The following is a 26,675-nucleotide window of genomic DNA, read 5'->3' on the forward strand; positions in this document are numbered from 1 at the left end:
GGAGTCAGCACGGAGTGTACAAACATCGGCCGGCGTTTACGGCATCCGCGAGAATCGGTACCCCGAGCCGCGCACGGTCTGTACCAGGTGGTCGTGGCCGGTATCGGCCAGCGCCTTGCGCAGACGGCGGATGTGCACGTCCACGGTGCGTTCCTCCACGTACACGTTCGTGCCCCAGACCTTGTCCAGCAACTGGCCGCGACTGAACACGCGGTCCTGGTGGGTCATGAAGAAATGCAGCAGGTTGTATTCGGTCGGCCCCATGCTGATGGCCTGGCCGTTCCCGGAGATGCGGTGGGATACCGGGTCCAGACGCAGGCCCTCGATCTCGATCGGCTCCTCGCTGGTGGTCGGGGAGGTGCGCCGCAGCACCGCCTTCATGCGCGCCACCAGTTCGCGGGGCGAAAACGGCTTGGTCACGTAGTCGTCGGCGCCCACGTCCAGTCCACGGATGCGGTCTTCCTCCTCGCCGCGGGCCGTCAGCATGATCAGCGGGATGTCCTTGGTCACGGGGCTTGTCTTCAGGGTGCGCGCCCAGTCGATGCCGCTGATGTCGGGCAGCATCCAGTCCAGCAGGATCAGGTCCGGCGGGTCTTCCAGCAGCAGGGATTTCGCGGTGCGCACGTCGCCGGCCTCGCGCAGCTCGTAGCCGGCCTTCTGGAACGGCAGCTGCAGCATCTCGCGGATCGCGGCGTCGTCTTCCACCAGCAGTATTCGAGTGGCCATGGCCCTGTCTCGTGATTGCCCGGAAGGCATTAGATAACAGCCATGTTACAGCCATGTGAACACCATTCGCGCGGCCGTTGGGTCAGGTCCGGCGCGTGCTTCCCGGTATTTCCGCTCAGGAGGCGCGGGTACGGGCGCCGTTCGCGTCGAGGACGAAGCGCTCGTCGCCATGCAGGAAGATCATGCCGGTGTGATGGGGGGAACGTGCGAGCTGCTGACGGATGGCCTGTTCGTGCCCCGGTTTGAGGTGGGTGATGGCAATCCTGGGGCGATGTTCCAGCAACGCGAGATCCTCGCGCAGGTTCTGCGGCGTGTAGTGCTTGGCCAGGTCGGCCATGCCTTCCATCTCGTCCGGCAGGCCGGTCTCGATCATCAGCAGGTCGAGGTTGGGCAGCGCATTCAGGGCCGGCCACAGACGGCGCGAGGAGGTGGTATCGCCGCTGAAGGCGAATGCCGCGCCGTCGTGGCTGCTGACGCAATAGCCCACGGCCGGCACCGTGTGCCGGGCGGGCAGGACGCGCAGCTCGCGGTGATCCAGATGGATGGTCTGGTCCGGCTGCACCGATGCCAGCCGGACCAGGGGCTGATCGGGGCGTGGCAGGCGGGTGAAGTCCGGCCAGATCACCCAGTTGAAGACGTGATCGCAAAGGGCCTTCAGGGTCGCGGGGAGGCCGTGGACATGAATGGGCGCCGCGTCCGGGTGGTAGACCATGTCCGCCAGCATTGGCAGGAAGGCAATGTGATCCAGGTGCGAGTGGGTCAGGAATACATGGCGAATGCGCCGCAGTTCCTCCAGCTGCAGATCGCCGACGCCACTGCCGGCATCGATTAGGATGTCATCATCGATCAGGATGGAAGTGGTGCGGCGACCGGGACCAATCCCGCCGCTGGCTCCAAGGATTCGGACCGAAAGGCTCATCGCGGGCGAAGTGCGGCTGTGGGACCGCCATGGTGCGGGCGCTGGAGGCCAGTCGCCCCGGGTGGCTGTGGGTGGGTGACGGACATGGCCCAATGCTAGAACGGGTCCAGACCCGAGTTCCGTGACGCGGCGCGCGAAAAGGCAATCGTGACCGCACAGGAGGGAGCCGGCACTGGGCCAGCCGGTGGCGTTCTATCGTGCCGGCCATGAAGGCCCGGCGCAGGGCTTCCCGCGACCCGCGGGAGTTGCTAGAATGCGCGCCATCTGAAAGGGGCGGTAGCTCAGCTGGGAGAGCGTCGCGTTCGCAATGCGAAGGTCGGGAGTTCGATCCTCCTCCGCTCCACCAGGATTCCAGATTAAAGGCCTGCTTATGCAGGCCTTTTTTCTTTTCAGGCCCCGCTTTTCTCGCTCGCGGCCCGGGCGTGAGCCGCGGGTGTGTCGGCCGGCTGCCGCAGCCGGGCGGCCAGTTCCTCCGCCGGTACCGGCTGGCTGCACAGGTAGCCCTGCCAGGCGTCGCAGCCGTGTGCGGCCAGAAATTCGAGCTGCGACTCGGTTTCGACACCCTCGGCCAGCACGTCCAGGCCCAGATTGTGGGCCATATCGATGATGGTCATGGTCAGCTCGGCATCGCTGCGATCCGCCGGCAGGTCGCGTACGAAGGTGCGGTCGATCTTGAGGGTGTCGATCGCGAACTCTTTCAGGTAGGCGAGGGAGGAATAGCCGGTTCCGAAGTCATCGATTGCCAGGGCCACGCCCAGGCGCTTGATCTGCTGCAGGGTGTCACGCGCAGTCCCTGCGTGCTGCATCAGCGTGCTTTCGGTGATCTCCAGCGTCAGCCGGTGGGGGGGCAGCGACGATTCCTGTAGCACCTGGCGGATCCGGTGCAGCAGCCCGGGGTCCGCGATCTGGCGTGTCGACAGGTTCACCGACATCGCCAGTGGCGGCAGCCCCTCGCGATCCCATGCCACCGCCTGCCGGCAGGCCTTGCGGAGTACCTGCGCGCCCAGGGTGGCGATCAGTCCGGTCTCCTCGGCTACGGGGATGAAGACGGCGGGCGGGATCAGACCGCGCTCCGGGTCGCGCCAGCGCACCAGGGCCTCGACACCGGTGATGCGGCCGGTGTTCGTCTCCAACTGGGGCTGGTAGAAGACCTCCAGTTCCCGATTGGCGATCGCCCGGCGCAGCCGGTTTTCGATTTCCAGGCGCTGATTGGCGGCATCGGTCAGTGCGCGGGTGTAGAACCGGAAGGTGTTGCGCCCGGCATCCTTGGCCTCGTACATCGCGGCATCCGCCTGGGTGATGAGTTCTCCCGCCGTGGTTGCGTGGTCGGGAAACAGTGCGATTCCGATACTGGCTCCCACCTGCAGATCGCGCCAGCCACCGACCGCAAAGGGCTCGGCAATCAGCTGCAGCAACTGGCGGGCGCGGCCCTCGATGCGGGGTCGCTCGTCGGCGTCATCGAGCACGGCGATGAATTCGTCACCGCCGATACGCGCGACCAACCGCGCATCAAAATGCGCCTTCAGGCGCTCTCCGAGGATCTGCAGCAGGTCGTCGCCGACCGCATGCCCGAGGCTGTCATTGATGGTCTTGAAGCGGTCGAGATTGACAAACAGGACCGCCACGCGACTGCACGTCCGGGCCGCGTGATCCATGGCTTCGGTCAGCTGCTCCACCAGGAGCAGGCGGTTCGGCAGTCCGGTCAGCGGGTCATGCTCGGCCTGGTAGGCCAGGTCCACCTCGTGGGCCCGCAGGCGCGACTCGGCGCTGCGGCGCTGCACCACCTCCAGCTGCAGGCGCTGGTTCAGACGGCGATAATGCAGCAGGGCGAGTGCGGTCAGCAGCAGCAGCCCGGCCAGCGCCGCGAACAGGATCTCGGGATAGGTCTCCCACAGGGTCCGCAGCTCGACGATGGCCGGGCGGTCGTATGGCGGGCGTCCCAGTGTCTCCAGCAGGCTGTGCATGCTGCCGTAGGACAGCGGTGCGGACCAGCCGTGATAGCCGCCGTCGTGGGCCGCTGGTTCCCCGGGCGTCATGCTCAGCAGGGCGATGGTCACTGCCTCGGCGATGGCGTCCGGCGTGTGTTCCAGGCGCGCGAAGGGCCATTCGGGATACAGCCGGGTGCTGTGGACGAAGGGAAAGCCGGCCTGGTCGCGGGGCGCGAGAACGCGCAGCGCGCCCGGCTCGAGTACCCCTTCGCTTTTCAGCGCCTCGAACACGCCGGTGCGCACCATGCCGGCATCGGCCTCGCCGGCCAGCAGGCGGTCGATCACGGTGCGGTGGGGCATGCCGGTGAATTCCACCGCGGCCAGATCCCTGAACGGATCAAGCCCCGCCTCGCCGAGGGCGTGCGCGCCAGCCAGCCAGCCACCGAGGGAGTCCTCCTGCACCGCGAGCATGCGCTGGCCGCGCAGATCTGCCAGATGCTGGAGATCGTTGCGTTCGGCGGGGACCAGAATGGCCCCGCCGAACTCGCGTATCGGTTCTCCTTGTGCCCGGGCGATCAGGGTGGTCAGGCGGGTAATGCCCCGTTCCGCCTCGAGGCGGACGTAGTGGCCGGTGTTGGTCAGTACGAAGTCGACATTGCCGCTACGTACGGCGCGATCCAGGCTGGGGTAATCCAGCGCCTGAATACGGAAGTCGGCGGAGGCGATCTGTTGGCTCAGGTAATCCGCGGTCGGCTGCCACTGGGCCTGGGTGGCCTCGGTGTCACGAAAGGCCAGAACGGCGATCGTGTAGGTCGTGGCGCGGACGTCGGACCGATCCTCGGCCCGGTCTTCGGCCCCGTCTTCGGAGATCGCGCTGGTGCTGGCCAGCAGAAAAACGAGCAGGGCCAGGAGCTTGGGGAGGAGGGGGGGTACGTGCATCGGCAAGAGCCTACTATGAGAAGGGACTTGCCGTACACGCCCGAACGGGCGGCGGCGCCGGCCGTTCGGGCCCATTACACGGGCTTACCAGCTCTTGTACGGCAGGAATTTCCCGTTCCAGGTGATCTTCACGCGGTCGCCCTTCGGGTCTTCGACCTTGTCGATGTCCATGGTGAAGTCGATCGCGCTCATGATGCCGTCACCGAACTTCTCGTGGATCAGCGCCTTCATGGTGTCGCCGTAGACATTGATCGCCTCGTAGAAGCGGTAGATCACCGGATCGGTCGGGATCGTCTTGTCCCAGTGCTTGTGCGGAAAGGCCTGCAGGGCCTGGGCGATATCGGGCCCGAGACCGAGGAAGCCGGCCAGTTTCTCGGCCTGGTCCGCCTCCAGGTGGTTCATGCCATAGCAGGCGGAGGTCACATAGACCTCGTGCAGCCCGGTGGCCTCGGCGATCGCGGCCCAGGTGGTGCCGCGGTTTTCCTTGGCCTCGAGGATGGTTGTGGTCATCGCGCTCTTGCTGAGGGACATCGTGTCTTCTCCTGGTCTGTGGATACGGGTTTAAACGGCACGCATGCGCGGGCGATCGGCGGCCGCTGTTGCGTCCGCATCGGTTGCGGGCTCGGGCGCGGATTCCTCCGGGTTCGCCGGATTGACGAAGCGCGGCTTGTGACGCGGGTCCACCCCTTGTGCAGCCTCCTGCTGAGCCTCCAGGGACATGTCCTTGGCGCGGTGCACGAGGAAGTCCACCAGATGGTTGCGGATCTTGTAGTAGTTCTCGTGCTGGTGCAGGGAGGCGCGTTCGCGCGGGCGCGGGATGTCGATCTTCACCGACTCCGCGACCTTCGCATGCGGGCCGTTGGTCATCAGCAGCACGCGGTCGGCCAGCAGGATCGCTTCGTCCACGTCGTGCGTGATCATGAACACGGTCTGGTGGGTCTCCGACCAGATCTTCAGGAGTTCTTCCTGGATCACGCCACGGGTCAGGGCGTCCAGTGCCCCGAAAGGCTCGTCCATCAGCAGTAGTTTGGGCTCGATGGCGAAGGCGCGGGCGATGCCGACACGCTGGCGCATGCCCCCGGAGAGCTGCGACGGCTTGCGGTCCATCGCATGGTCCAGGCCGACCATCTTCAGATAGCGTTCGGCATGTTCCAGGCGTTTCGCCCGGCTCCAGTTCGGCCAGCGGGCCCGGACCGCAAACATCACGTTGTCGCGGGCCGACAGCCAGGGCAGTAGGCTGTGGTTCTGGAAGATCACACCCTGGTCGAGGCTCGGGCCCTTGATCTCCTTGTTGTCCATGATCACGTTGCCGTCGGTGGGCGTGGCCAGGCCGGCGAGCACGTTGAGGATGGTGGATTTGCCGCAGCCGGAGTGTCCGATCAGGCAGACGAACTCACCCTTCTGGATCTCCAGGTCGACCCCTTCGAAGACCGTCATCAGGTCACTGGAGTCGGGCTGCGGGAAGCGCTGGCTCAGGTTCTCGATTTCGAGGAAGCCCTTGCTCATGGTTGTACTCCTGGTTGGGCTGCGCCGGTTCAGTCGGCGTAGCGCACGAGTTTGGTGGCCTGGGCGAGCGAGGCATCGAGGATGAACCCAATTACGCCGATCATCAGGATCGCGAAGATCACGCTGGCGAGGTCGAGGTTGTTCCACTCGTTCCAGATGTAGTAACCGATGCCGGTGCCGCCCACGAGCATCTCGGCGGCCACGATGACCAGCCACGCGATGCCGATGGAGATGCGCATGCCGGTCAGGATGGTCGGCGCCGCGGCCGGAAGGATCACCGTGAAGGCGGTACGGATCTTGGACAGCTCGTGGGTTTTGGCCACGTTCAGCCAGTCATTGCGCACCGAGGCCACGCCGTAGGCGGTGTTCACCAACATCGGCCAGATCGAGCAGATGAAGATCACGAAGATCGCCGAGATGTTCGAGTCGCGGATAATGAACAGGGCCAGCGGCATCCAGGCGAGCGGCGAGATCGGCTTGAGCACCTGGATGTACGGATCGAAGGCCTTGTTCAGCAGCGGCGACATGCCGATCACGAAGCCGAACGGGATGGCGATCAGCGCCGCCAGGGCAAAGCCGAGCAGGACGCGGTAGATCGAATACGCCAGCTGAATGCCGATGCCCTTGTCGTTCGGGCCCGCGTCGTAGAACGGATTGCTCAGTTCGCTGACAGCGTGGGCGAAGACCTCAGTGGGCGCGGGGATGCCGCGCCCACTGGAGGTCTGCTGGCCACCGCCGGTCAGCATCTCGTATTCGCTGAGCTCCTGGTCGCCGATCAGCAGGGCCTCCGGGGCGGTGGCCAGCTGCCACACGCCCAGGAAGACCACCAGGAACACCAGCGACAGGACGCCGGCACGAAAGTTGAGGTTGGTCAGCATGGTTTAGCTCCTCCGGATCTCGAAGCTGTCGAGATAGCCTTCCGGGTCGGTGTAGTCGAAGGTCTTGCCGAGGATCTCGAAGTTCTTGTACGTCTTGTCGGGGACGTCGTAGCCAAGCTCCTTCATGATCTCGGTGGTCTCGCTGGCGAGGAACACCTGTTCGGCGATCGCGTTGTAGTCAATATCGCGGTCCAGATAGCCCCAGCGTTTCATCTGGGTCAGGATCCAGGTCGCCATCGAGTGCCACGGGAAGGGGTCGAAGTCGATGCGGTCGGGTACGTTCTGCACGTTGCCCAGGCCGTCGGCGAAGCGCCCGGTCAGCACCTGTTCCACCACCGACTGCGGCTGGTTCAGGTAGGCCCGCGGCGAGATGGCCTCGGCGATCTCGGCACGGTTGGCCGGGTCCGAGCTGTACTGGGTGGCATCCAGCAGCGAACGCAGCAGGGCGCCGTAGGTGTTCGGGTGTTCGCCGGCCCAGTCCGCGGAACAGGCGAAGGCGCAGCACGGGTGGCCTTCCCAGATGTCCTTGGTCAGCATGTGAATGAAGCCGATGCCGTCCCACACCGCGCGCTGGTTGAACGGGTCCGGGGCGAGATAGCCGTCCACGTTCTCGGCGCGCAGGTTGGCGACCATCTCCGGTGGCGGGACCACGCGAATGCTGATGTCGCGATCCGGGTCCAGCCCGTGCTCGGCTACCAGGTAGCGCAGCAGGAAGTTGTGCATGGAGTACTCGAAGGGCACGGCGAAGGTGAAGCCCTTCCAGTCCTTCGGGTCACGCTTGTCCTTGTGTTTGTTGTGCAGGGTGATGGCCTGGCCGTTGATGTTCTCGACTGCCGGCATGATGTAGTGCTCGCGCGAGGAGCCCGAGCCCAGGGTCATCGACAGCGGCATCGGCGAGAGCATGTGCGAGGCGTCGTATTCACCCGACAGCGACATGTCGCGGGCGACGGCCCAGCCGGCGGTCTTGATTACGTCCACATCCAGGCCGTAGCGCTCGTAGTACCCCATCGGGTGGGCCATGATGATCGGCGTGGCACAGGTGATCGGCACGAAACCGACTCGAAGCTTGGTCTTCTCCAGCGGTCCGCCTTCCTTGATCGCGGCCTTCACCTTGTCCAGCGGCAGGATCGAGCCCAGCGCTGCGGCGATGGTGCCGCCACCGATCATCTGCAGGAAGCGGCGGCGGTTGATCTCGTTGTGGCCGAACATGCCGCGCACGATCGCGCTCTCGACCGCACGGTCGACCATGGCCTCCTGGTCCAGCGGCTCGGACTGGCGTGCCTGCGGGGCCTCTGCCTGCGCGGGGCCGGCGTTATCCATCCGGCGCTCCAGGTCCGGGGAGGCGGTGTCGAAGCACCCGCACTGGCCCGGTCCGTGGTGGCCGTGGCGGCAGGCGCCTCCGTGGCGCAGATCGGCATTGGCGTCAAACGGGTCGTTGAGGCTTTTGGTCGGCATGGTCTGGTTCTCCTCGTGAAACGCGGTTGGCGGGCTCCATTGCCGCGCCTGTCCAGAGCCTTTGCAGATGCCGTGCCAGCGCCCGAAACGGGGTGCGACGGCGGATGGGGGCGTTCGCGAGGGGACGATTTGTCGGCTTCGTCGACAATGCCGACAAATCGTCGAGTGGAATCGGGTGGCAAACCCTAAGTGGTTTCGATACCAAGCTTTTTCAGGCGGTAGCGCAGCTGCCTCGGGGTCATGCCGAGGGCCAGGGCGGCGCGGGTCTTGTTGCCGCCGTGGGCCTCGATTGCCTGCACCAGCTGCTGCGCCTCGTCGGCGTGCACGCGGCGATAGGGGCGCACCACGCTGGGGCGGAAGGCCTCATTCGCGGGCCCCGTTTTGGTGCCTTCCGCGGTTTCGGCAGGGGCGCTTTCGTAGCGTGCGACCGCGTTCTGGCCGGGATTAATGCGGGATTCCTCGTGCAGGATCGAGTCCACCAGGTCGGTGTCGATACGGCCCTCGCTGGACAGCAGGACCGCACGTTCGAGGACGTTCTCCAGCTGGCGGATGTTGCCCGGCCAGTCGAAGTGCTCCAGGCGCTCCAGCACACCCTCGTCCAGGACCACGTTCCAGCCGTGCTGGTGGTTGAAGCGGTCCAGGAAGTGCCGGGTGAGCAGGCGGATGTCGCTGGCGCGGTCGCGCAGGGCGGGCATGTGCAGCGGGATGACGTTCAGGCGATAGAACAGGTCCAGGCGGAACTTGCCGGCATTCACCGCGCCCTGCAGGTCCTGGTGGGTGGCGGCGACAATGCGTACATCCACCGGGATATCGCGCGCACCGCCGATCGGCTGCACCACGCGTTCCTGCAGTACGCGCAGGATCTTCGACTGCAGGGCCTCCGGCATGTCGCCGATCTCGTCGAGGAACAGGGTCCCGCCGTCGGCCAGCGCGATCTTGCCGGTCTTGGCCTGGCTGGCACCGGTGAATGCGCCCTTTTCGTGGCCGAACAGCTCGGATTCAAGCAGGTCCGCGGGGATCGCGGCGCAGTTCAGCGAGATGAATGGCCGGCTCGAGCGCTGGCTGATGTGGTGGATCATCCGCGCGATCTTTTCTTTGCCGGTGCCGGAGTCGCCGGTGATCAGGACCGTGGCCTGGGTATCCGCGATACGGTGAACCTGCTTGAGCACATGCTTCAGGGCGGGGCTCTCGCCGAGGATGCCGTACTTCGCGCCCTGGGTGTCCAGCGCGTTCTTCAGGTAACGGTTCTCGGAGACCAGCTCCGCCGTGCGCTCCGCAATCAGCTGGTTGATGCGCAGGACCTGGCCAATCATGCTCGCGATCACGCGGAGCACGTTCAGGTCGTCCTGGAACTGGCGCGAGCGCCGGCGCAGGCGGTGCACCCCGAGCACGCCGATCGCGTGTTCGTCCTGCACGATGGGTACGGCAATGTAGGCGACCGTCTCCTGGGGCAGGGTGGCCCGGTCGATTGCGCGGGCCAGGTACTCCGGCTCGTTGTCGATATCCTGAATCAGGGCGATCTGCCCGGTCTTCATTACGCGCCCGGTCACGCCTTCGCCGAGGCTGTAACTGCCGCGTTCGCGCTCGGCATCGGTCAGCCCGTAGGCGTGGCGGATGCGGAGCTTGCCGGTATCCGGATCGGGCATCAGCACGCGGCCGCGGTTGAGCCCCAGCAACTGCGACATCATCCCGAGGATGCGGTAGATCGCCGCGTCCGGGTCGCCCGAGCGCCCCATCAGCTTGGCCACCTCCAGCAACAGGGTGATCTCCTGTTCGCGCGTGGCCAGGTCCGGGGTGGATGAATCGGGTAGCGGTTGCAGAGCCATGTCTGCCCTCATGCAGAAAACCTGCCACTTCTCTCTGTACGTCAGACAGGGCGCGGGCGGACATGCGGCGGGCGCCGTGGGCCGTCGTTGCCTCCTGACGGGGCAGGGTGCCGCACCGTACCGGCGCAGCGTGCCCCACAAGATTCGGAAAGGGGTCCGGCGAGGGGCGCCCGCCGGACCCGGACTGCCGGGGCGCATTACGCCCCGGGGCTTCAGCCTTCGGCGTGGTAGCTGCTGCGCTTGATCAGGCGCACGCAGATGGCGTCCAGCATGTAGCCGATGATGCCGATGACCAGCACGAAGGCGGCCAGTTTGTCGTACTCCAGGGTGTCGCGGGCATCGTTGATGGCGTAACCCAGACCCGAGGTCACGCCCAGATACTCGGCCGGCACCAGCACGATCCAGGCCACCCCGACCGCCAGGCGTATCCCGGCGAACACGTCCTGAGCGATCGCGGGCATCACGATGTAGCGCAGGGTGTGGAAGGGGTTGGCGCCGAGGTTGGAGCCGACCTTCAGCCACATCGGGTCGATGCGCTGCACACCGTGGGCCGTGGCATAGGTGATGGGCCAGACCGCGGCGATCGCGATCAGGAAGATGATCGCCCCGTCCCAGGTCGCGAAGGCCAGCACCGCGATCGGCATCCAGGCCAGCGGCGAGATCATGCGCAGGAACTGGAACGGCACGTGGGTGACCTGTTTCAGGGTCAGAAAGTACCCGATCATCACCCCCATGGGCACGCCGATGGCGATGGCGTAGAACAGGCCCCAGCCCACGCGATACAGGCTGGATTCGATTGGCTTCCAGACATTGCCGGAGACGACCAGATCCCAGAACGCGGCCAGCGTCGGCCCCGGAGCAAAGCTCGCGAAGGCCATCGTGTCCTCGTTGTTGGCGATGGCCCACCCGCCCCAGTACCACAGGGCGAACAGCCCGGCGATGCCCAGCGCCGGGTATTGCACCCGGCGCCGGATCTGGTCGCCCAACCGCAGCAACGGGAGCAGCCGCTCCAGTGCCGGGTTGAGCTCGTTCAGCGTGGCTTCGCGGTTCATAGCACCACCACCTCTTCGCGTTCAAAGGGCGAGTCGAGATCCACGCCCGGGGCGTCGTGCCAGGCCGTGTGCTTCTCCATTGCCTTCTTCACGAAGTCGTAGTTCACGAGATCCTGGGTGACGAAGTCTGGATCCAGGTCGTCGAGGAAGGTGGTGTCGCCACCGACCAGGGTCTCGTTCATCGCGCCGACCAGCATCTTGGTGGCCGACGGGTAGGGCCAGGGCGAGAAGTCGATGCGGCCGTTGCCCCAGTCGGCGTGGCGGATCGCACCGCTCTCGGCGTAGCTGGCGTCGTTGGTGTAGTTGGTCATCGCGCGCTCGACCACGTTGGCGGGCATCGGCAGGTAGCCCTTGCCGTCGCGGGAAAGCAGGGTCGCGATGGCCTTCTTGTCTTCCTGGATGGTGCCCTGGGCGCGGACCACGGCGTTCATCACCTTCTGGGTCCACTCCGGTTCGCGGTCGGTCAGGCGCTCGTTCATGCACACCACGCAGCAGGGGTGGTTCTTCCAGATGTCGCCGGTGAAGCGCAGCAGGTTGCCGCGCGCCAGCAGCTCGCCGGCGGCATTGAAGGGTTCGGCCACGATGTAGGCGTCGATGGAGCGCGCGGCGAGGGCCGGCGGCATGTCCGGCGGCGGCATCAGCATCAGGTTGACCTCGTGCGACTCCAGCGCCGAGCCCTGATCGCGGATGACCGGGGTCAGCCCGGCGTCGCGCAGGGCCATCTGCATTACCACGTTGTGCATGGAATACCAGTACGGCACCGCCACGCTCTTGCCGCCCAGATCGGCAAACGACTTCACGTCCACGTGACGACCGGTCACCACGGCGGACCCGTTGGTATGCGCCCAGGACATGATCTTCACCGGGAAGTCGTTCTGGTAACGCATCCACAGGGGGATCGGCTTGAGCAGGTGCACCAGGTTGAAGCGGTTAGCTGCGAACGACTCGATCAGCGGCGACCAGCCACGGATCAGCGTGGGATCGGCAACCTCCAGGCCCTCGTCCTCGAAATAGCCCTCGGAGTGGGCGACCAGCAGCGCCGCGGCATCGGTGATCGGGATGTAGCCGATGCGGACCACGCCGTCGAAGTCACGGGTAATGCCCTCGGGCGCCTCCAGGCCGTCGGGTTCGGCGCCGAACAGCGAGCCGGACAGGCCAAGGCCGGTCCCGGCCAGGCCGCCGACGGCGGCGGTACGCAGGAAGTTGCGGCGCGAGAAGCTGCGATCCAGCAGCTGGTCCAGCTCGCGGTCGATGTCGTGGTGATTGTCGCAGTTGCACATGGTGGCGGTTCCTCGGTCAGGGTCGGGGTGGCGGTACGGGTTGGGTTTACGCAGCGCGTATGCGTCGCGCTTCGGTAGTGGTGGCGTCGGAGTCGGCGGTGGCTTCGGACTCGGCCTCTTCGGGCAGGGCGTTGGCGCCGGGTTTGCGCGTGGCGCCGAAGTAGCCCATCAGTTCGGCCTTGCGGTCGACGAAGGCCTGGCCGTTGCGGTCGCGCGGGTGTTCGATGTCGACGGTCAGCTCCGCGGTGATGGTCCCGGGGTTCGAGCCCATCACCAGTACGCGGTCGGCCATCGCCACGGCCTCCTCGATGTCGTGGGTCACGAACACCACGGAGATGCCGCGCTCGCGCGCCAGCCGGGTGACCTCGTCCTGCAGCGCGACGCGAGTAAAGGCATCCAGCGCCGAGAACGGCTCGTCCAGCAGCAACAGTTCCGGGTCGGTGGCCAGACTGCGGGCCAGGGCGACGCGCTGCTGCTGGCCGCCGGACAGCGACTGCACGTTCATTTCGGCCTTGTCGGTCAGGCCCACGGTCTCCAGCAGCCGGTCGATGCGCTCGCGCATGGCCTTCTTGCGCCCCTGGAAGATCAGCCCCAGCGAGGCGTTCTGACGCACGGTCATCCAGGGGTAGAGCGAGGGCTTCTGGAACATCATGTTCCAGCGCGGGCTCGGCTTGATCACCTGGTGACCGTTGATACGTACGCAGCCATCGCTGGGCAGCAGCAGCCCGGCCAGCATGTGCAGCAGGGTGGACTTGCCGCAGCCACTCTGACCGATCAGGGCCACGGTCTCGCCGGGGGCGACGGCGACCTGGATGTCCTTCAGGGTGGGTTTTTCCTGCCCGGGATAGTGATGCGTGATGTAGTCGATGGAGATGGCGGCGCCCATGGGATTCCTCCTGGCCTCGGTTCATGTGCCGCCGGGTCGATGTGACACGACGGCCTGTTCACAGGGCTCCTTACAAGGGGCGTGCCAAATGTCGGATGCCAGGTGGGGTGATCCGTCGTCTGTGGCCGTAAACCGCTTTGCAGAGCGGGTTTTCGATGTGGCGTGGGGAGTGGGCTGGGTGGGAGTGGCGGCGAGCGTGGCCGGATCTTGATGGACACAGCGGACAATTGGTCCGGTTCGGATGGACAAAGTGGGCGAAGTGTCATGTAGCGACTTCGGTCGGGTGAGGGCGGGAAGGTCGGAAAGTGGCTTCATGGCGCGCTTTGCACAGTTTTGGCACGGCTTTCGCACTGGATTGGACGACCCGGCGTCAGGCCGGGCCCGACCCGATAACCGTGAGGAGCAAGATCATGTCCGTAGCCGAAGCCACCACCTCCCTGTCCATGAACGCACTGGAGCCGATCGACCATGACGGCCTGAACAATCTGGCCGCCAAGGGCAAGGCCAACCCCGAGAACATCGTGACCCTGAAGGCCACCACGGTCTGCGAGGGCAAGTTCCGCAACCTGACCTTCGTGCGTGATCTCGAGGCCCACGTGATCGACGAGCCGCCGCACCTGCTGGGCGACGACACCGCCCCGAACCCCTCCGAGGCCGCGCTGGCCAGCCTGGGCGCCTGCCTGTCCGTCGGCATGCATGCCAACGCGATCGACCGCGGGATCACCCTGACCAAGCTGGAGCTGACGCTTGAGGGCGACATCAACGTCACCGCCGTCTGGGGCGTGGGTGATACCGATGTGAACAAGCGCCTGGGCTTTACCGACATTCGCGTGAAGGCTCACCTCGAGGGTGATGCCACCGAGGAACAGCTGAAGGAGCTGGTCGCCCATGCCGACTTCTGGTCGCCGGTGGCCAACACCATGCGCAACCCGGTGAACGTCAGCGTCGAGCTGGCCTGAACCACCCGCCATTCCCGAACGGGAGAGAAAATCCATGCTGCAAACCCGTACTGATGAACAGGCGGGGGTGTCGCCGGCCGCAGGGCCGGCGGACGCCGACGCCCCGCTGAAGGCGCTGGTGGAACGCGATCTCGCACCGCTGACTGCCCGTATCGACCGCGAAGGTGTCTACCCCGAGGAATTCCTGCGCGAGGCCGGCCGCCTTGGCGCGTTCAACCGTCATCTGGCCAGCCAGAATGCGATGGCAAGCACCGATATCGCCGGGGCCATCCGCGCGACCGAGGTGATCTCCGCCGAGTGCATGACCACCGGCTTTGTCGCCTGGTGTCAGAACGCCTGCGCCTGGTATGTCGAGAACAGTGCCTCCGAGGTGCTCAAGCGCGAGGCCCTGCCAAAGCTGGCCAACGCCGAGGCGCTGGGCGCCACCGCTCTGTCCAATCCGATGAAGTGGTTCGCCAATATCGAGGACCTGAAACTGACGGCCGAGCGGGTCGATGGTGGTTACGTGGTCTCCGGCGCGCTGCCCTGGGTCTCGAACCTGGGCAAGGATCACTATTTCGGTGCCATCTTCCGCACCACCGATGGCAATCCGCGGCCGCTGATGGCGCTGATCAACTGCGCCGACCCCGGCTTTACCCTGACCGCCTGCCCGGAATTCACCGCGCTGGAGGGCTCGCGCACCTTCGGCTGCCACTTTGACCGGGTGTTTGTGCCGGATGCCCACATCCTCGCCGACCCGCTGCCGGAGTACATCCGCCGCATCCGTCCCGGCTTCGTGCTGCTGCAGATGGGCATGGGGCTGGGGCTGATCGACGGCTGCATCCAGACCATGCGCGAGGCCAACGAGACCCTGGCGCATGTGAACGGCTATCTGGATGACCAGGTGGGCGAGCTGGAGGAGGCGCTGGAGGATGCCCGCAGCGCGTGCTATGCGCTGGCGGAGACCCCGTTTGATGACTCCGAGGCGTTCTTTGCCGACGTACTGCAGATGCGTCTGACCGGCTCCGAGATGTCGCTGCGGGCCTCGCAGTCCGCGCTGCTGCATTGCGGTGCGCGTGGCTACAAGGCGGATGCCGCGGCCCAGCGCAAGCTGCGCGAGTCGTACTTCGTGGCCATTGTGACGCCGGCGATCAAGCACCTGCGCAAGGAGCTGGCGCGGATTCACGCGCACTGAGCCCGCGCCCCAACCCGGCCGGCCCCGGCGCGACCGGGGCCGTGCCCCGAATCCAAGGAATTCCCATGTTGCAAACGACCACCCGAATGGACCCGGAGACCGCCGTGGAACGGCTGAAGCAGGCGATCGAGGCCCAGGGCCTGAAACTGGTCTCGCATATCAACGGCCAGGCCAATGCGGCGAAGATCGGGGTCGAGGTCCCGACCGACCAGATTCTCGAGGTGTTCCACCCGAGCTATGCCGTGCGGGTCTGGCAGGCCTGCAAGCCCGCGGGCATCGACATCCCGCTGCGCATTCATGTCTCCGGTGAGGGCGATGTCCTGCGGGTCAGCACGCGTCCGGCCAGTGCGGTGTTTGCCCCATGGGAAGTGCCCGACCTGCAGGCCCTCGGGGCCGAGCTGGATCCAAAACTGCAGGCCATTCTCGACAGCCTGGAGGCCGCGTGATGAGCGACACCGACGATTTCAAACGCTACATCTGCAAGGTATGTGGCTACATCTACGACGAGGCCAAGGGCGATCCGGATTCCGGGCTCGCACCCGGTACCCGCTTCGAGGACATCCCGGATGACTGGTACTGCCCCGACTGCAACGTGACCAAGGCCGATTTCACGGCCCTGGAGCCGCGCGCGGCCGAGACCGATACCACTGCGGTGGCAAGCGCCTGGAGCGGGCCCGACGGCGGCAACGACCCGGACGCGGTCGTGATCATCGGTGGTGGCATGGCGGGCTGGGCGCTGGCCGAGTCCCTGCGCGAGCGGGATCCGCGGCGCACCATCCGCCTGATCACCGCGGATTCCGGCGATTACTACAGCAAGCCTCGCCTTTCCAATGCGATCCAGCGCGAGGTGGTGCCAGCGGACCTGGTCGAGGAGACCGGACCGGCGCGCGCAGCCCGCCTGGGCATTGAGCTGATGCCGTTTCTGCGGGTGCTGGACGTCCAGCGCGAACGCAAGCGCGTGATTACCGCGCGCGGCGGGATTCCCTACGGACAGCTGGTGCTGGCGACCGGGGCACGGCCGCGACAGATGGCGTTTGCCGGTGGTGCCGAGGCCCCGCTGGTGGTGAATCATCTGGATGACTACCGCCGCCTGCGCGCGGCCCTGGAGGCGCGCGATACCGCCCCGGATCAGACCCGGGTAGCGATCATCGGCGCCGGTCTCGTGGGCTGCGAACTGGCGGATGACTTGAGTGCCGGAGGCTATCCGGTGGCACTGGTTGAGTGTGCGCCGGGGCCTCTGTCCGGGCTGCTTCCGCCGGTACTGGCGGATGACCTGCGCACGGCGCTCGATGCGCGCGGCGTGCAGTGGCATACCGGGGCAACGGTGGAGCGGATTGAGGCGGGCGCACAGGACAGTCTCCGCCTGTCCCTGGCGGGCGGAGAGACGATTGCGGCCGAGGTCGTGATCAGCGCCCTGGGTCTGGTGCCCAACCGGGAACTGGCCGAGCGCATCGGGCTGGCGTGTAACGACGGCATCGAGGTTGATGCCTTCCTCGGCACCACAGACCCGGCGATCCACGCTCTGGGCGATGGCTGCGAGTTCGACGGCCGCCTGCGGCCGTATGTGGAGACCCTGCGCGGGCAGGCAGCGGCGCTGGCACGAACCCTCTCCGGCGAGCCCACGGCCTACCAGCCGGATGCGGGCATCGTGCAGGTCAAGACCGCCAGCCTGCCACTGAACGTGTGCCCGCCGCAGCAGAATGATGCGGGCGCGGGCGAGTGGGTCGAGATCGTCGGTGATAGCGCCGGGCGCCAGCTGGAGTTTCACGCCGGGGGTCGGCTGGCGGGGTTCGCGCTGTCCGGGGTCCATGCCCGCGGCGTGCGCGAGCTGGAACGGCGTCTGGGCGAGCCCGTGTCTGCTCGCGACGAGCACCGCACCCGCCTGGCCTCTTGAGGCCTGGCGGTGGCGGGAAGGGGCCAGGTTCCGACCGGGTTTGCTAGATCACGCCATCCAGTCTCAGGTAGCCGACCAGGAACAGCACGGCCAGCACACCCGCCACCACGTACAGCCAGTTGGAAAGCGTGGGGTTGTTCGGGCGGCTGAAAAACGCCGCCCATAGCGCCAGCAGGATCAGTACGAAAAAGAAGAACAGGAAGCGCATGCGTCAGGCTCCTTCCGGGACGGCGTAGGGGAGACCGACCACCTCGGCCGTTGCACCATCCGGGGCACCCCAGCGCAGTTCGCCTTCCGCGGCGGCCACCTGCACGACCGCGAGGGCGGAGTAGAGCCCGTCCGGGTGGAGTTCGGCCGCGACGATCTCGCCGTCCGACTGTTCCGGTTTGCCGTCCGCGCGAAAGACCGGCGAGCCGGGTTGCGGCGGGGTCTGGGTGTGGATGGCCAGGCGGAACATGCGCCGCTTGAGCTTGCCGAGGTAGTGCATGCGCGCCACCACCTCCTGCCCCGGGTAGCAGCCCTTCTCGAAACTGATCGCGCCAAGGGCGTGCAGGTTCAGCATCTGCGGTACGAACATCTCGGTGGTTTCCTCCACGACCGTGGGGACGCCGGCAAGGATGTCCAGCAGTGACCAGTCGCGCGGGCCCACCGGGGCTGCGTGGACGTTCAGGCTGTCCCAGGCACGGCGCATGGCGTCGATCTCGCCGAACAGTTCGAAGCGCGGGTGCAGTCCGGGGACCCGGACGACGGTCACGCCATTCTTCTCGATTACCTCCTCGGGCGCGCCGGGGCACGCGCCCAGGGCGTTGGTCAGCTCCTTCTCGGCATCCGGCCCGGAAAAGCCGAAGTGGATGCGGGAGTCCCCGGCGTGCTCGATGATCACGTTCGCGCGCAGCACGAACATCTGCAGGCGCTTGGCGACCGGCTCGGTCCGGTCTGCGGGCATCTCGAGCAGGTAGCCGTCCTTCGTGCGCAGCACGCGGAACACGGCATAGGCCCGCCCCTTGGGGCTGGAGTAGCTGGAGAGCTGGCTGTGCTGCGCGTCCACCGCGTGGATGTCATTGCCGAACTGCCCCTGCAGGAAGTCGGTGGCGTCATCGCCGCGCACCTCCAGCAGACCGCGGTGGGAGAGGTCGCAGATCACCTCGCCGTTGACGGCCATACGGCGCTCGCGCTCCGGGTTGCCGTAGTGCAGGAGGTCGTCCTCCTCGAACTCGGCGCCGGCATCGATCAGGTGCTTTTTCCAGTCTTCGCGCATCGGAAGTCTCCCGTGACAGCGCGCATTCCGTGGCCCCGGCCGAAAGCGGGCAGCGGGGTCACGGAAGCGGATTGAGGTGATAAGCTCAACACAGGTCGGGTGCCCGGCTGAACCAAGCGGGTCGATAGTAGACGAACCCTTTGCAGGGTGTCAGCCCGACACAACCAATCTTTCGTGCAGGAGGTGGCATGGCGCAGCAGCCGGTACGGCCCGTTTTTCTGGATCTTCGCAAGATCCGACTGCCGCTGAATGCCGTGGTTTCAATCCTGCACCGCGTGACCGGTGTTTTCCTGATCCTCGCGATCCCGGTGCTGTTGTGGCTTGCCGACCGTTCCCTTTCCGGCCCGGCCGGCTTCGAGCAGGCGGCGGCCATCATCCGGCACCCGCTGGGCGCGCTGGTCCTGTTGGTCGGCGTGTGGTGGCTGATGCACCACCTGTTCGCCGGTATCCGTTATCTGCTGATGGAATTCGGCATTGGCGAGGACCGCGAGGGTTCGTTGCGTACCGCGCGTGATGCGCTGTACGCAGGGCTTTTCGCCGCGGTGGCGGTCTGGCTGGGGCTGTTGCTGTGAGGCTGCTGTCGGGACAGCGTGCCTGGCTGTTGCAGCGGCTGACGGCGGTCTACATCGGTCTGTGGCTCATTCTGGCGCTGGGCTACTTCATCTTTGCCCCGCCGGTCGATCATGCCACCTGGCAGGCTACCGTCGGGCACCCACTGGTCGGGCTGCTGACGGCTCTTTTCGTGCTGGCGCTGTTGCTGCACGCCTGGATCGGGCTGCGTGACGTGGTCATGGACTACGTGCACCCGCCGGGCACGCGCCTCGCGGTGCTGTCCGTGAGCGCGGGCGCGCTGATCCTTCTGGGGCTCTGGGCCCTGTTCATCCTGATTCGTGCGGGGCTTTCATGAAGGTTACACGGCGCAAGTTCGACGCCCTGATCATCGGCGCTGGCGGTGCGGGCCTGCGTGCCGCACTGCAGCTTTCCAATGGGGATGCCAAGGTCGCGGTGGTTTCCAAGGTGTTTCCCACGCGCTCGCATACGGTCGCCGCGCAGGGCGGGGTGAATGCCGCGCTGGCGAACGTGCTGCCGGACTCCTGGCACTGGCACATGTTCGACACCGTGAAGGGCTCGGATTATTTGGGTGACCAGGACGCGATCGAGTACATGTGCCGCGCCGCGCCCAAGGTGGTCTACGAGCTGGACCACTTCGGCGTGCCGTTCTCGCGCCTGGACAACGGCAATATCTACCAGCGCGCATTCGGCGGGCAGAGCCAGAACTTCGGCCAGGACCAGGCGGCGCGCACCTGTGCGGCGGCCGACCGTACCGGGCACGCGATCCTGCACTCGCTGTACCAGCAGAACCTGCGCGCGCGCACGCACTTTTTCGATGAGTACTTCGCGGTGGACCTGTTGCGCGACGAGCAGGGCTTCGTGCTCGGGGTGCTGGCCTTCGAGATCCTGACCGGCGAGCCGATCGTGATCGAGGCCAAGACCACGCTGATCGCCACCGGCGGGGCGGGGCAGCTGTTCCGCACCACCACCAACGCCCTGATCAACACCGGCGATGGCATGGCGATGGCGCTGCGCGCCGGCGTGCCGCTGGAGGACATGGAGTTCGTGCAGTTCCATCCAACCGGGATCGCCGGGCGCGGCATGCTGATTACCGAGGGCGCGCGCGGCGAGGGCGGGTTCCTGATCAACTCCGAGGGCGAGCGCTTCATGGAGCGCTATGCCCCGCGGGCCAAGGACCTGGCCTCGCGCGACGTGGTCAGTCGTTCCATCGCCACCGAAGTGCGCGAGGGCCGCGGCTGCGGGCGCAACGCCGACCATGTGCTGCTGGACCTGCGCCACCTGGGCGCGGACACGATCATGCAGCGCCTGCCGGGCATCCGCGAGACCAGCATGACCTTCCTCGGCGTGGACCCGATCGAGGCCCCGATCCCGGTGTTCCCGACCTGCCACTACAGCATGGGCGGGATCCCGACCAACCGCTTCGGCCAGGTGGTGGCGCCGGTCAAGGACACCCCGGAGGACCCGGTGCCGGGGCTGTACGCGGCCGGGGAGGCTGCCTGTGTCTCGGTGCACGGGGCCAACCGCCTGGGCGGCAATTCGCTACTGGACATCCTGGTGTTCGGGCGCGCGGCGGCCAACCACATCCTCGAATACCTGGCCGAGAACCGCTATCACCGGGCTCTGGACGAGACGGCGGTGGAGCAGGCGATGGCGCGGCTGACGCGCTGGGACCGCAAGGATCCAGGGGATGGCTCCGCCGAGCAGGTGGAACCGCTGAAGCGCGAACTGCGCAAGGTGATGGAGGACCACTGCTCGGTGTTCCGCACCGACGAGGTGATGCGCGAGGGCGTGGAGAAGGTCCGCGCGCTGCGCGAGCGCCTGAACCACGCGGTGATCGCGGACCACTCGGCCACCTTCAACACCGCACGGGTGGAGGCGATGGAGCTGGAGAACCTCATGGACTGTGCGATCGCGACCATCCGCTCCGCGCTGGGGCGCGAGGAGAGCCGCGGGGCGCATTCGCGCATCGACTTCCCCGAGCGCGACGACCAGCACTGGCTCAAGCACAGCCTGTACTCGCTGGCGGACGACAGCCTCGACTACAAGCCGGTGCGCACCCAGCCGAACACCGTGGCCTCGTTCCCGCCGAAGGAGCGGGTGTACTGATGGCCCGCCGGGAATGCAATGCGGCGCGGGATACGATTCGCGCGGCGAATCGCAGCGGCACGCGCTAGGGAAACACTGATCAATGCACACGCTCGCGTTGGCACCCCAGGTTTTCCGAGACAAGGCGCGTCGGGCAGCGGGTAGTGGTTCTACCCGCCCGTTTCTGATGGATTCTGGGCGCAACGCAGGATCGGGGAACCTGGGGTGCCAACCCCGAAGGGGCTCGGCCGCCCGTTGTTGATCAAAAACGGGCGCGCGCACGGCGTTGCGGCTCCCTTGTGCAGAATGACTGCACGGCAGTCGCCGCGCCTTGTTCGCACGCAAAAGCGACTCGAGCGCGAACGCGTGCATTGATCAGTGTTTCCCTAGAGGAAGAGACGGATGGAATTCTCGATCTACCGCTTCAACCCGGAGACGGACACGCTGCCGAAGATGCAGCGCTTCACCCTGCCCGACGACCAGGTCGAGCCGGGGATGATGCTGCTGGACGCCCTGCTGCTGCTGAAGGAGCAAGACGACTCGCTGGGCTTTCGCCGCTCCTGCCAACACGGGGTCTGCGGCTCCGACGGCATGAACATCAACGGCATGAACGGCCTGGCCTGCATCACGCCGCTGGCGGACCTGGAGGCACCGGTCACGCTGCGCCCGTTTCCGGGGATGCCGGTGATCCGCGACCTGATCGTGGACATGGGCAACTTCTGGGACCAGTACCGCAAGGCCGAGCCCTGGCTGGTCAACGACAGCCCGGAGCCCGAGGTCGAGCGCAAGCAGAGCCCCGAAGATCGTGACCAGCTGGACGGACTGTACGAGTGCATCCTGTGCGGCTGCTGTTCCGCCGCCTGCCCGTCGTACTGGTGGAACCCGGACAAGTTTCTCGGCCCGGCCGCGCTGCTGCAGGCCGCGCGCTTCATCCAGGATAGCCGCGACGAGGCCACCGATCACCGCCTGGCCGAGCTGGACGATGCCTGGAAGCTCTACCGCTGCCACACCATCATGAACTGCACGCAGGTCTGCCCCAAGGGCCTGAACCCGAGCCGGGCCATCAGCGACATTCGCCGCACCATGCTCAAGAAATCGCTGTGAGCGAACTGCTGCACAATGGTGGTTCAGCCCCTGTTGGAGCCTGCTTGCAGGCGAATGCCCCTGCCAATGTCGGACGCGGGCAGGGGCTTCGCCTGCGAGCAGGCTCCTACAGGGGGCCTGGTCGGGTTTTTTGGTGATGGAACCTGACAGCCGCATCCGCTGGCGCTGCCGCCGCGGCATGCTGGAGAACGACTGGCTGCTCGGGCAGTTTCTCGCGCAGGGATATGCGCAACTGGACCAGGAGGGTCGCGATGCCTTCGAGCGCCTGCTCGACTACCCCGACAATGTGCTGCTGGATGTGGTCATGGGTCGCCAGACCACGGTGGACGACGGGATAGCCCGGCTTGTCCCGGCGATCCGCGCCGCCGCTCAGGCTGCGCCTCCTTCCTGATCCGCTGTTCCTGCGCCTGGTGCTTGCCGGCCAGCTGACCCTGCTGCTGGCGGTGATCGCCTATGTCGGGGTGTACAGCTTGTGGTGGGCGCTGTTCCCGGTGATCGGGCTGGCGGCGGCGGGCTGGGGCTGGCAATGGTGGTCGCGGCCGCCCCCCTGGAGCTGGCTGGGCCAGACGCCGGACGGGGGCACCTGGCTGGCAACGGCCGAGGGGCTGCGGCAGGAGCAGGTGGTCTGGGTCGAGATCCTGCCCGCCACCCGGGTGCTGCGCCTGCTGGTGGTCCTGGTTGTGCGCGCCCCTGCCAGCGGCCGGGTGTGGCGGCTGTGGCTGTACCCGGGGCGGATGCATCCGCAGGACCTGCGCCGGTTGCGGGCACGCCTGCTCTGGCCGCCCGCGGGCGACATGGCGGAACCCGGCTGGCGGGTGCGGCTTCGCGCCGGGCTGGCACGGGGCGTTGCTATACTGACGCGAAGCCGATTTTCCGGAGGCCCGAGCATGGCTGGACCCGACAATGCGCAGGTGATGGTGGATGTCTCGCATCTGCTGAGCGACGAACCGGATCACGTCTACAGCGAGGAAGAACTCGACGCGATCGAGGAACTCGACCCCGAGCTTGCGCTGCGCCTGGATCGTGCCCAGACCTTCGCTGCGCGCGAGGCCGCGGACGTGCCGGCTGATGGCCCGATCGACGAGGATGCGGTGCGCGCCGCGATCGAGGAGGCGCGGCGCATCCTGATGCAGGACGGGGGCGATATTGAGTTCGTGGAACTGGACGGGCGTACCGTGCGGGTGCGGCTCAAGGGGGCCTGCGTGGGCTGCCCACGCTCGACGCTGGACCTCAAGAATGTGGTGGAGCGCCTCGTGCGTTCGCGCGCGCCGGGCGTGGCCAGCGTTGCCAATACCTTCTGACCGTCCGACGACGGCTATTCAGTAGCCAAGATCCAAGGCGGGCTCGTCCAGCGCGGCGGCCTGCTCGCGCAGGGTGAGGATGTGATCCTCCCAGAAGCGCGGGGTGTAGAACACCGGGAAGCCGTCAATGAAGGCGGGATCGTCGGCGCGGCGTGCCAGCCAGGCGGCATGCCGCAGGATGCGCAGGGTGCGCAGCGGGGCGATCAGCCCAAGCTCGCGCCGATCCAGCGGTACGAAGGTCTCGTAGCCCTCCAGCAGGGCCTGCATCTGCCAGGCCATCTCCGGGGGCTCGCCGGACAGGAACATCCACAGATCCTGCATTGCCGGACCGGTGCAGGCATCGTCCAGATCCACGAAATGCGGCCCGTCTTCGGTCCACAGGATGTTACCGGGGTGGGTGTCGCCGTGCAGGCGCAGCTGCTGCACCGGGCCAATGCTGTCGAGTGTGCGCTGGATGCGCTGGAGCAGGTCGGCGCTGAGGTCGCGGTAGACCGATTCCAGTTCCAGTGGCAGATAGCCGGAGGCGAGCACGTCCTGGCGTGCCTCCTCGCCACGCGGCACCGGATCCAGCACCGGGCGCTCGCGAAAGCGGGTCGCGCGGCCGACCTCGTGAATGCGGGCGATGAAGCGCCCGATCCGGACCAGCGTGTCGCGCTGCTCCAGATCCGGCGCGCGGCCGCCGCAGCGCGGGTAGACCGCGAACAGGAAGCCGGTATGCTCATGCAGCGTTTCGCCGCTCGTGTCGCCCAGCGGGGCGACCACCGGCACCTCGCGCGCAGCCAGCTCCAGGCTGAAGGCGTGTTCCTCGCGGATGGCTGCGGCTGACCAGCGCAGGGGTCGGTAGAACTTGGCGATCACCGGTGTGGCGTCTTCGATCCCGACCTGATAGACACGGTTTTCGTAGCTGTTCAGGGCCAGCAGGCGGCCGTCGCAGCGCAGGCCGGTGGTCTCCACCGCATCCAGGATCAGCGCGGGGGTGAGTGCCTCGTAGGGGTGCGGATTCATGCCGGCAGTGTACGGTGCGGGCAGGTTCGGTGATAGCGCTCGTGCACAATGGCGTTCGACGCGAAGCAGCTGCGGCAGGAGACGGGATGTACCGATACCGATGGTGGTGGCTGGCGTTGCTGGCGCTTGCGGGACTCGTGATCCTGCTGGTGACGGATGCCGGGCGTCTGCTGGAGCTGGAACGCCTGCAGGCGGCGCAGGCACGGCTGCTCGAGTGGCGCGAGGCGCGGCCACTGGCGATGGGCGTCGGGTTTTTTCTGCTGTATGTACTCGTGGCGGCGCTGTCGGTGCCGGGGATCGTGATCATGACCCTGGCCGGCGGGGCGATCTTCGGGGCCGTGGCGGGGACTGTGCTTTCGTCCGTGGCCTCGACGCTGGGGGCGACGCTGACCTTCCTCCTGGCCCGTTCGCTGGCACGGGCGCCGGTGCAGCGGCGTTTCGGCCATCGCCTTCAGGTGCTGGACCGCGGCTTCCGAGAGGAGGGGGCCTTCTATCTGTTCGCGCTGCGCATCACGCCGGTGCTGCCGTTTGCGGTGGTCAACGCCGGTATGGGGCTGGTGCCGATCCGTGCCTGGACCTATTTCTGGGTGTCGTTGCTGGGCATGCTGCCGGCTACGGCGCTGTTCGCCTTCGCCGGCACGCAGCTTGCGCAGCTCGGTTCCACTACCGAGGTGATCTCCGTTGGCATGCTGGCGGCCCTGACGGCGATCGGGCTGTTTCCGCTCTTGGCGCGCCGGATTGTGCGCGCCTGGCGCAGACGGGCCGTGCGCCATAATATGCATTGATTCAGATATTCTCTGGCGACAGGATCGGGATTCGGTGCGCGAGTGGAACGGCCGCGCCGCCCCGACGATCACCGCCCGTTGCGGGGTGATCGACTCAATAGCAGGAGACTTTGCCGATGATTTCGACTCCCATCCATTCCAGCGCGCTGGCACGGGTCACCGGTGTGCTGCTGGCGGTCCTGCTGCTGGCGCCGGCGGTGCAGGCCGAAGAAGAGCCCCGGGACCGGCCCATCGAGAAGGTGCTGGAGCCGATCCAGCTCACGGATCGCGTCTGGTATTTCTACGGCTCGCTGGAGAACCGCACGCCGGAGAATCTCGGCTTCACCAACAACACCGGTTTTGTCGTGACCGACGACGGTGTGGTCCTGATCGACTCGGGCCCCGGCTACAAGGTGGCCGGGCGCATGGCCAAGGCCATCGCCGAGGTCACGGATCAGCCGATCACGCATGTGATCTCGGTGGGCTCGCAGGATCACCGCTGGCTGGGCAACGGCTACTTCCACGAGCAGGGTGCGGAGCTGGTCGCGCTGGCGCGCACCGCCGCCACGCAGGCCGAACGCGGCGAGGGGCAGATCATGTCCCTGGCAAATGCCGTGGGAGAAGATGCCATGGAGGGGACTGCGCCGGTCCCGGCCCCGAACCCGATAGATGCGGATGAACATACCCTGACGGTCGGTGGGGTAGACTTCAAACTGATCTATGCCGGGGATGCACACTTCCCGGGCGATATCATGGTCCACCTGCCCGGCGAAGATGTCGTGTTCACCGGCGACATCGTCTACACCGAGCGCATGCTGGGCATCCACCCCTGGAGCAATCCGGTGGAAAAGCTGGAGGCCTTCCGGCATCTGGAGTCCATCGATCCGGAGATCGTGGTACCGGGCCACGGGCGGGCCACCGACCTGGCCGAGGCGCGTCAGGATACCGGTGACTACCTTGAGTTGCTGGTGCGTGAAGTGAAGGCCGGGATCGAGGACTGGGAGTCGCTGGACGAGGTGGTGGAGCGGCTGGCGGACCTTGAGGCGTTCCAGCATCTGCGCCATTACGACGACTGGCACCGGCCCAATGTGAACCGGACCTACCTGTTCATCGAAGAGAATATGTAATCCTGCCCGCAAACAGGGTTCGTGGGCGACAGCGCG

Annotated in this window: 25 protein-coding genes, 1 tRNA gene and 2 pseudogenes; 13 read left to right on the top strand and 15 right to left on the bottom strand. The window is 66.5% G+C overall.

Features of this window, described 5'->3' with window-relative positions; all coding sequences use genetic code 11:
• Positions 1-36 precede the first annotated feature (36 nt).
• On the bottom strand, positions 37-726 hold the full coding sequence (gene phoB / locus D000_RS0109525; protein ID WP_018873304.1) for a phosphate regulon transcriptional regulator PhoB: 690 nt from the start codon (positions 724-726) through the stop codon (positions 37-39).
• A gap of 115 nt (positions 727-841) precedes the next feature.
• The gene (locus tag D000_RS0109530; RefSeq protein ID WP_018873305.1) at positions 842-1,645 is read right to left on the bottom strand and encodes a 3',5'-cyclic-nucleotide phosphodiesterase; all 804 of its coding nucleotides are present in this window, start codon (positions 1,643-1,645) and stop codon (positions 842-844) included.
• A 270-nt stretch (positions 1,646-1,915) separates the two neighbouring features.
• Here D000_RS0109530 and D000_RS0109535 point away from each other — a divergent pair.
• Positions 1,916-1,991: transfer RNA gene (locus tag D000_RS0109535), tRNA-Ala, on the top strand.
• Between the two features lie 43 nt (positions 1,992-2,034).
• Here the strand turns inward: D000_RS0109535 and D000_RS0109540 are convergent.
• The 10 genes and pseudogenes from D000_RS0109540 to D000_RS0109580 all read right to left on the bottom strand — a co-directional run bounded on the left by D000_RS0109540 (position 2,035) and on the right by D000_RS0109580 (position 13,395).
• On the bottom strand, positions 2,035-4,512 hold the full coding sequence (locus D000_RS0109540) for a bifunctional diguanylate cyclase/phosphodiesterase (protein WP_018873306.1): 2,478 nt from the start codon (positions 4,510-4,512) through the stop codon (positions 2,035-2,037).
• A gap of 84 nt (positions 4,513-4,596) precedes the next feature.
• A complete protein-coding gene (gene cynS / locus D000_RS0109545) occupies positions 4,597-5,043 on the bottom strand; it encodes a cyanase (RefSeq protein WP_018873307.1) in 447 nt (148 codons plus the stop codon).
• A gap of 30 nt (positions 5,044-5,073) precedes the next feature.
• The gene (locus D000_RS0109550; protein WP_018873308.1) at positions 5,074-6,018 is read right to left on the bottom strand and encodes an ABC transporter ATP-binding protein; all 945 of its coding nucleotides are present in this window, start codon (positions 6,016-6,018) and stop codon (positions 5,074-5,076) included.
• 29 nt (positions 6,019-6,047) lie between these two features.
• Positions 6,048-6,896 carry a nitrate ABC transporter permease gene (ntrB, locus tag D000_RS0109555; protein WP_018873309.1) on the bottom strand — a complete coding sequence of 283 codons (849 nt, stop codon included), beginning with the start codon at positions 6,894-6,896 and terminating at the stop codon, positions 6,048-6,050.
• Positions 6,897-6,899: 3 nt separating this feature from the next.
• Entirely contained in the window at positions 6,900-8,351 is a 1,452-nt protein-coding gene (locus D000_RS0109560; protein WP_018873310.1) for a CmpA/NrtA family ABC transporter substrate-binding protein, read from the bottom strand.
• 185 nt (positions 8,352-8,536) lie between these two features.
• Positions 8,537-8,713 (bottom strand): annotated as a pseudogene (locus tag D000_RS14485) (helix-turn-helix domain-containing protein); the annotation flags it as partial.
• A 77-nt stretch (positions 8,714-8,790) separates the two neighbouring features.
• Positions 8,791-10,177 (bottom strand): annotated as a pseudogene (locus tag D000_RS0109565) (sigma-54 interaction domain-containing protein); the annotation flags it as partial.
• A 212-nt stretch (positions 10,178-10,389) separates the two neighbouring features.
• A complete protein-coding gene (locus D000_RS0109570) occupies positions 10,390-11,229 on the bottom strand; it encodes an ABC transporter permease (protein WP_018873312.1) in 840 nt (279 codons plus the stop codon).
• Positions 11,226-12,509, bottom strand: a complete 1,284-nt coding sequence (locus D000_RS0109575; protein ID WP_018873313.1) for an ABC transporter substrate-binding protein — start codon at positions 12,507-12,509, stop codon at positions 11,226-11,228. The genes D000_RS0109570 and D000_RS0109575 overlap by 4 nt, the downstream gene beginning before the upstream one ends.
• Positions 12,510-12,555: 46 nt before the next feature.
• A complete protein-coding gene (locus tag D000_RS0109580; protein ID WP_018873314.1) occupies positions 12,556-13,395 on the bottom strand; it encodes an ABC transporter ATP-binding protein in 840 nt (279 codons plus the stop codon).
• 410 nt (positions 13,396-13,805) lie between these two features.
• On the opposite strand from D000_RS0109580, the gene D000_RS0109585 reads away from it, so the two are divergent.
• From D000_RS0109585 to D000_RS0109600, 4 genes are all read left to right on the top strand, one after another.
• On the top strand, positions 13,806-14,354 hold the full coding sequence (locus D000_RS0109585; protein ID WP_018873315.1) for an OsmC family protein: 549 nt from the start codon (positions 13,806-13,808) through the stop codon (positions 14,352-14,354).
• A gap of 34 nt (positions 14,355-14,388) precedes the next feature.
• Positions 14,389-15,528, top strand: coding sequence for an acyl-CoA dehydrogenase family protein (locus tag D000_RS0109590; protein ID WP_018873316.1), 1,140 nt, complete (start codon positions 14,389-14,391; stop codon positions 15,526-15,528).
• Between the two features lie 65 nt (positions 15,529-15,593).
• Positions 15,594-15,974, top strand: a complete 381-nt coding sequence (locus tag D000_RS0109595; protein WP_026279892.1) for a DUF302 domain-containing protein — start codon at positions 15,594-15,596, stop codon at positions 15,972-15,974.
• Positions 15,974-17,422 carry an FAD-dependent oxidoreductase gene (locus D000_RS0109600; protein WP_018873318.1) on the top strand — a complete coding sequence of 483 codons (1,449 nt, stop codon included), beginning with the start codon at positions 15,974-15,976 and terminating at the stop codon, positions 17,420-17,422. The genes D000_RS0109595 and D000_RS0109600 overlap by 1 nt, the downstream gene beginning before the upstream one ends.
• Before the next feature lie 43 nt (positions 17,423-17,465).
• On the opposite strand, the gene D000_RS14305 is transcribed toward D000_RS0109600, so the two are convergent.
• Both D000_RS14305 and D000_RS0109610 read right to left on the bottom strand, forming a co-directional pair.
• Entirely contained in the window at positions 17,466-17,630 is a 165-nt protein-coding gene (locus tag D000_RS14305; protein WP_018873319.1) for a hypothetical protein, read from the bottom strand.
• Positions 17,631-17,633: 3 nt separating this feature from the next.
• Complete coding sequence (locus D000_RS0109610; protein ID WP_018873320.1) at positions 17,634-18,680, bottom strand: folate-binding protein YgfZ; 1,047 nt, start codon at positions 18,678-18,680, stop codon at positions 17,634-17,636.
• Positions 18,681-18,868: 188 nt separating this feature from the next.
• Between D000_RS0109610 and sdhC the strand changes: the two genes are divergently transcribed.
• The 6 genes from sdhC to D000_RS0109640 all read left to right on the top strand — a co-directional run bounded on the left by sdhC (position 18,869) and on the right by D000_RS0109640 (position 23,743).
• The gene (sdhC, locus tag D000_RS0109615) at positions 18,869-19,252 is read left to right on the top strand and encodes a succinate dehydrogenase, cytochrome b556 subunit (RefSeq protein WP_018873321.1); all 384 of its coding nucleotides are present in this window, start codon (positions 18,869-18,871) and stop codon (positions 19,250-19,252) included.
• Positions 19,249-19,587 (top strand): succinate dehydrogenase, hydrophobic membrane anchor protein, encoded by a 339-nt coding sequence (gene sdhD, locus D000_RS0109620; protein WP_018873322.1) that lies wholly within the window; start codon positions 19,249-19,251, stop codon positions 19,585-19,587. Before sdhC ends, sdhD begins: the two co-directional genes overlap by 4 nt.
• Complete coding sequence (gene sdhA, locus D000_RS0109625) at positions 19,584-21,359, top strand: succinate dehydrogenase flavoprotein subunit (RefSeq protein ID WP_018873323.1); 1,776 nt, start codon at positions 19,584-19,586, stop codon at positions 21,357-21,359. Before sdhD ends, sdhA begins: the two co-directional genes overlap by 4 nt.
• A gap of 381 nt (positions 21,360-21,740) precedes the next feature.
• Positions 21,741-22,442: a succinate dehydrogenase iron-sulfur subunit gene (locus D000_RS0109630; RefSeq protein ID WP_018873324.1), complete on the top strand. Its 702-nt coding sequence runs from the start codon at positions 21,741-21,743 to the stop codon at positions 22,440-22,442.
• 136 nt (positions 22,443-22,578) lie between these two features.
• On the top strand, positions 22,579-22,833 hold the full coding sequence (locus D000_RS0109635) for a succinate dehydrogenase assembly factor 2 (RefSeq protein ID WP_018873325.1): 255 nt from the start codon (positions 22,579-22,581) through the stop codon (positions 22,831-22,833).
• Positions 22,787-23,743, top strand: a complete 957-nt coding sequence (locus D000_RS0109640; protein WP_018873326.1) for a NifU family protein — start codon at positions 22,787-22,789, stop codon at positions 23,741-23,743. Before D000_RS0109635 ends, D000_RS0109640 begins: the two co-directional genes overlap by 47 nt.
• Before the next feature lie 18 nt (positions 23,744-23,761).
• On the opposite strand, the gene D000_RS0109645 is transcribed toward D000_RS0109640, so the two are convergent.
• Positions 23,762-24,748, bottom strand: coding sequence for a serine/threonine protein kinase (locus D000_RS0109645; protein WP_018873327.1), 987 nt, complete (start codon positions 24,746-24,748; stop codon positions 23,762-23,764).
• Positions 24,749-24,834: 86 nt separating this feature from the next.
• Between D000_RS0109645 and D000_RS0109650 the strand changes: the two genes are divergently transcribed.
• Together D000_RS0109650 and D000_RS0109655 are read left to right on the top strand one after the other, a co-directional pair.
• Entirely contained in the window at positions 24,835-25,533 is a 699-nt protein-coding gene (locus D000_RS0109650) for a TVP38/TMEM64 family protein (protein WP_018873328.1), read from the top strand.
• A gap of 116 nt (positions 25,534-25,649) precedes the next feature.
• Positions 25,650-26,639: an MBL fold metallo-hydrolase gene (locus tag D000_RS0109655; protein ID WP_018873329.1), complete on the top strand. Its 990-nt coding sequence runs from the start codon at positions 25,650-25,652 to the stop codon at positions 26,637-26,639.
• The last annotated feature ends 36 nt before the right edge of the window (positions 26,640-26,675 follow it).

The sequence above is a fragment of the Thioalkalivibrio sp. ALJ16 genome, from assembly GCF_000377345.1.
Taxonomy (GTDB): Bacteria; Pseudomonadota; Gammaproteobacteria; order Ectothiorhodospirales; family Ectothiorhodospiraceae; genus Thioalkalivibrio.

Bases quoted from the DNA above. Each gene is read 5' to 3' on its own strand.
- phoB (WP_018873304.1), bottom strand. From the start codon at position 726: ATGGCCACTCGAATACTGCTGGTGGAAGACGACGCCGCGATCCGCGAG.
- D000_RS0109530 (WP_018873305.1), bottom strand. From the start codon at position 1,645: ATGAGCCTTTCGGTCCGAATCCTTGGAGCCAGCGGCGGGATTGGTCCC.
- D000_RS0109540 (WP_018873306.1), bottom strand. From the start codon at position 4,512: ATGCACGTACCCCCCCTCCTCCCCAAGCTCCTGGCCCTGCTCGTTTTT.
- cynS (WP_018873307.1), bottom strand. From the start codon at position 5,043: ATGTCCCTCAGCAAGAGCGCGATGACCACAACCATCCTCGAGGCCAAG.
- D000_RS0109550 (WP_018873308.1), bottom strand. From the start codon at position 6,018: ATGAGCAAGGGCTTCCTCGAAATCGAGAACCTGAGCCAGCGCTTCCCG.
- ntrB (WP_018873309.1), bottom strand. From the start codon at position 6,896: ATGCTGACCAACCTCAACTTTCGTGCCGGCGTCCTGTCGCTGGTGTTC.
- D000_RS0109560 (WP_018873310.1), bottom strand. From the start codon at position 8,351: ATGCCGACCAAAAGCCTCAACGACCCGTTTGACGCCAATGCCGATCTG.
- D000_RS0109570 (WP_018873312.1), bottom strand. From the start codon at position 11,229: ATGAACCGCGAAGCCACGCTGAACGAGCTCAACCCGGCACTGGAGCGG.
- D000_RS0109575 (WP_018873313.1), bottom strand. From the start codon at position 12,509: ATGTGCAACTGCGACAATCACCACGACATCGACCGCGAGCTGGACCAG.
- D000_RS0109580 (WP_018873314.1), bottom strand. From the start codon at position 13,395: ATGGGCGCCGCCATCTCCATCGACTACATCACGCATCACTATCCCGGG.
- D000_RS0109585 (WP_018873315.1), top strand. From the start codon at position 13,806: ATGTCCGTAGCCGAAGCCACCACCTCCCTGTCCATGAACGCACTGGAG.
- D000_RS0109590 (WP_018873316.1), top strand. From the start codon at position 14,389: ATGCTGCAAACCCGTACTGATGAACAGGCGGGGGTGTCGCCGGCCGCA.
- D000_RS0109595 (WP_026279892.1), top strand. From the start codon at position 15,594: ATGTTGCAAACGACCACCCGAATGGACCCGGAGACCGCCGTGGAACGG.
- D000_RS0109600 (WP_018873318.1), top strand. From the start codon at position 15,974: ATGAGCGACACCGACGATTTCAAACGCTACATCTGCAAGGTATGTGGC.
- D000_RS14305 (WP_018873319.1), bottom strand. From the start codon at position 17,630: ATGCGCTTCCTGTTCTTCTTTTTCGTACTGATCCTGCTGGCGCTATGG.
- D000_RS0109610 (WP_018873320.1), bottom strand. From the start codon at position 18,680: ATGCGCGAAGACTGGAAAAAGCACCTGATCGATGCCGGCGCCGAGTTC.
- sdhC (WP_018873321.1), top strand. From the start codon at position 18,869: ATGGCGCAGCAGCCGGTACGGCCCGTTTTTCTGGATCTTCGCAAGATC.
- sdhA (WP_018873323.1), top strand. From the start codon at position 19,584: ATGAAGGTTACACGGCGCAAGTTCGACGCCCTGATCATCGGCGCTGGC.
- D000_RS0109630 (WP_018873324.1), top strand. From the start codon at position 21,741: ATGGAATTCTCGATCTACCGCTTCAACCCGGAGACGGACACGCTGCCG.
- D000_RS0109635 (WP_018873325.1), top strand. From the start codon at position 22,579: ATGGAACCTGACAGCCGCATCCGCTGGCGCTGCCGCCGCGGCATGCTG.
- D000_RS0109645 (WP_018873327.1), bottom strand. From the start codon at position 24,748: ATGAATCCGCACCCCTACGAGGCACTCACCCCCGCGCTGATCCTGGAT.
- D000_RS0109650 (WP_018873328.1), top strand. From the start codon at position 24,835: ATGTACCGATACCGATGGTGGTGGCTGGCGTTGCTGGCGCTTGCGGGA.
- D000_RS0109655 (WP_018873329.1), top strand. From the start codon at position 25,650: ATGATTTCGACTCCCATCCATTCCAGCGCGCTGGCACGGGTCACCGGT.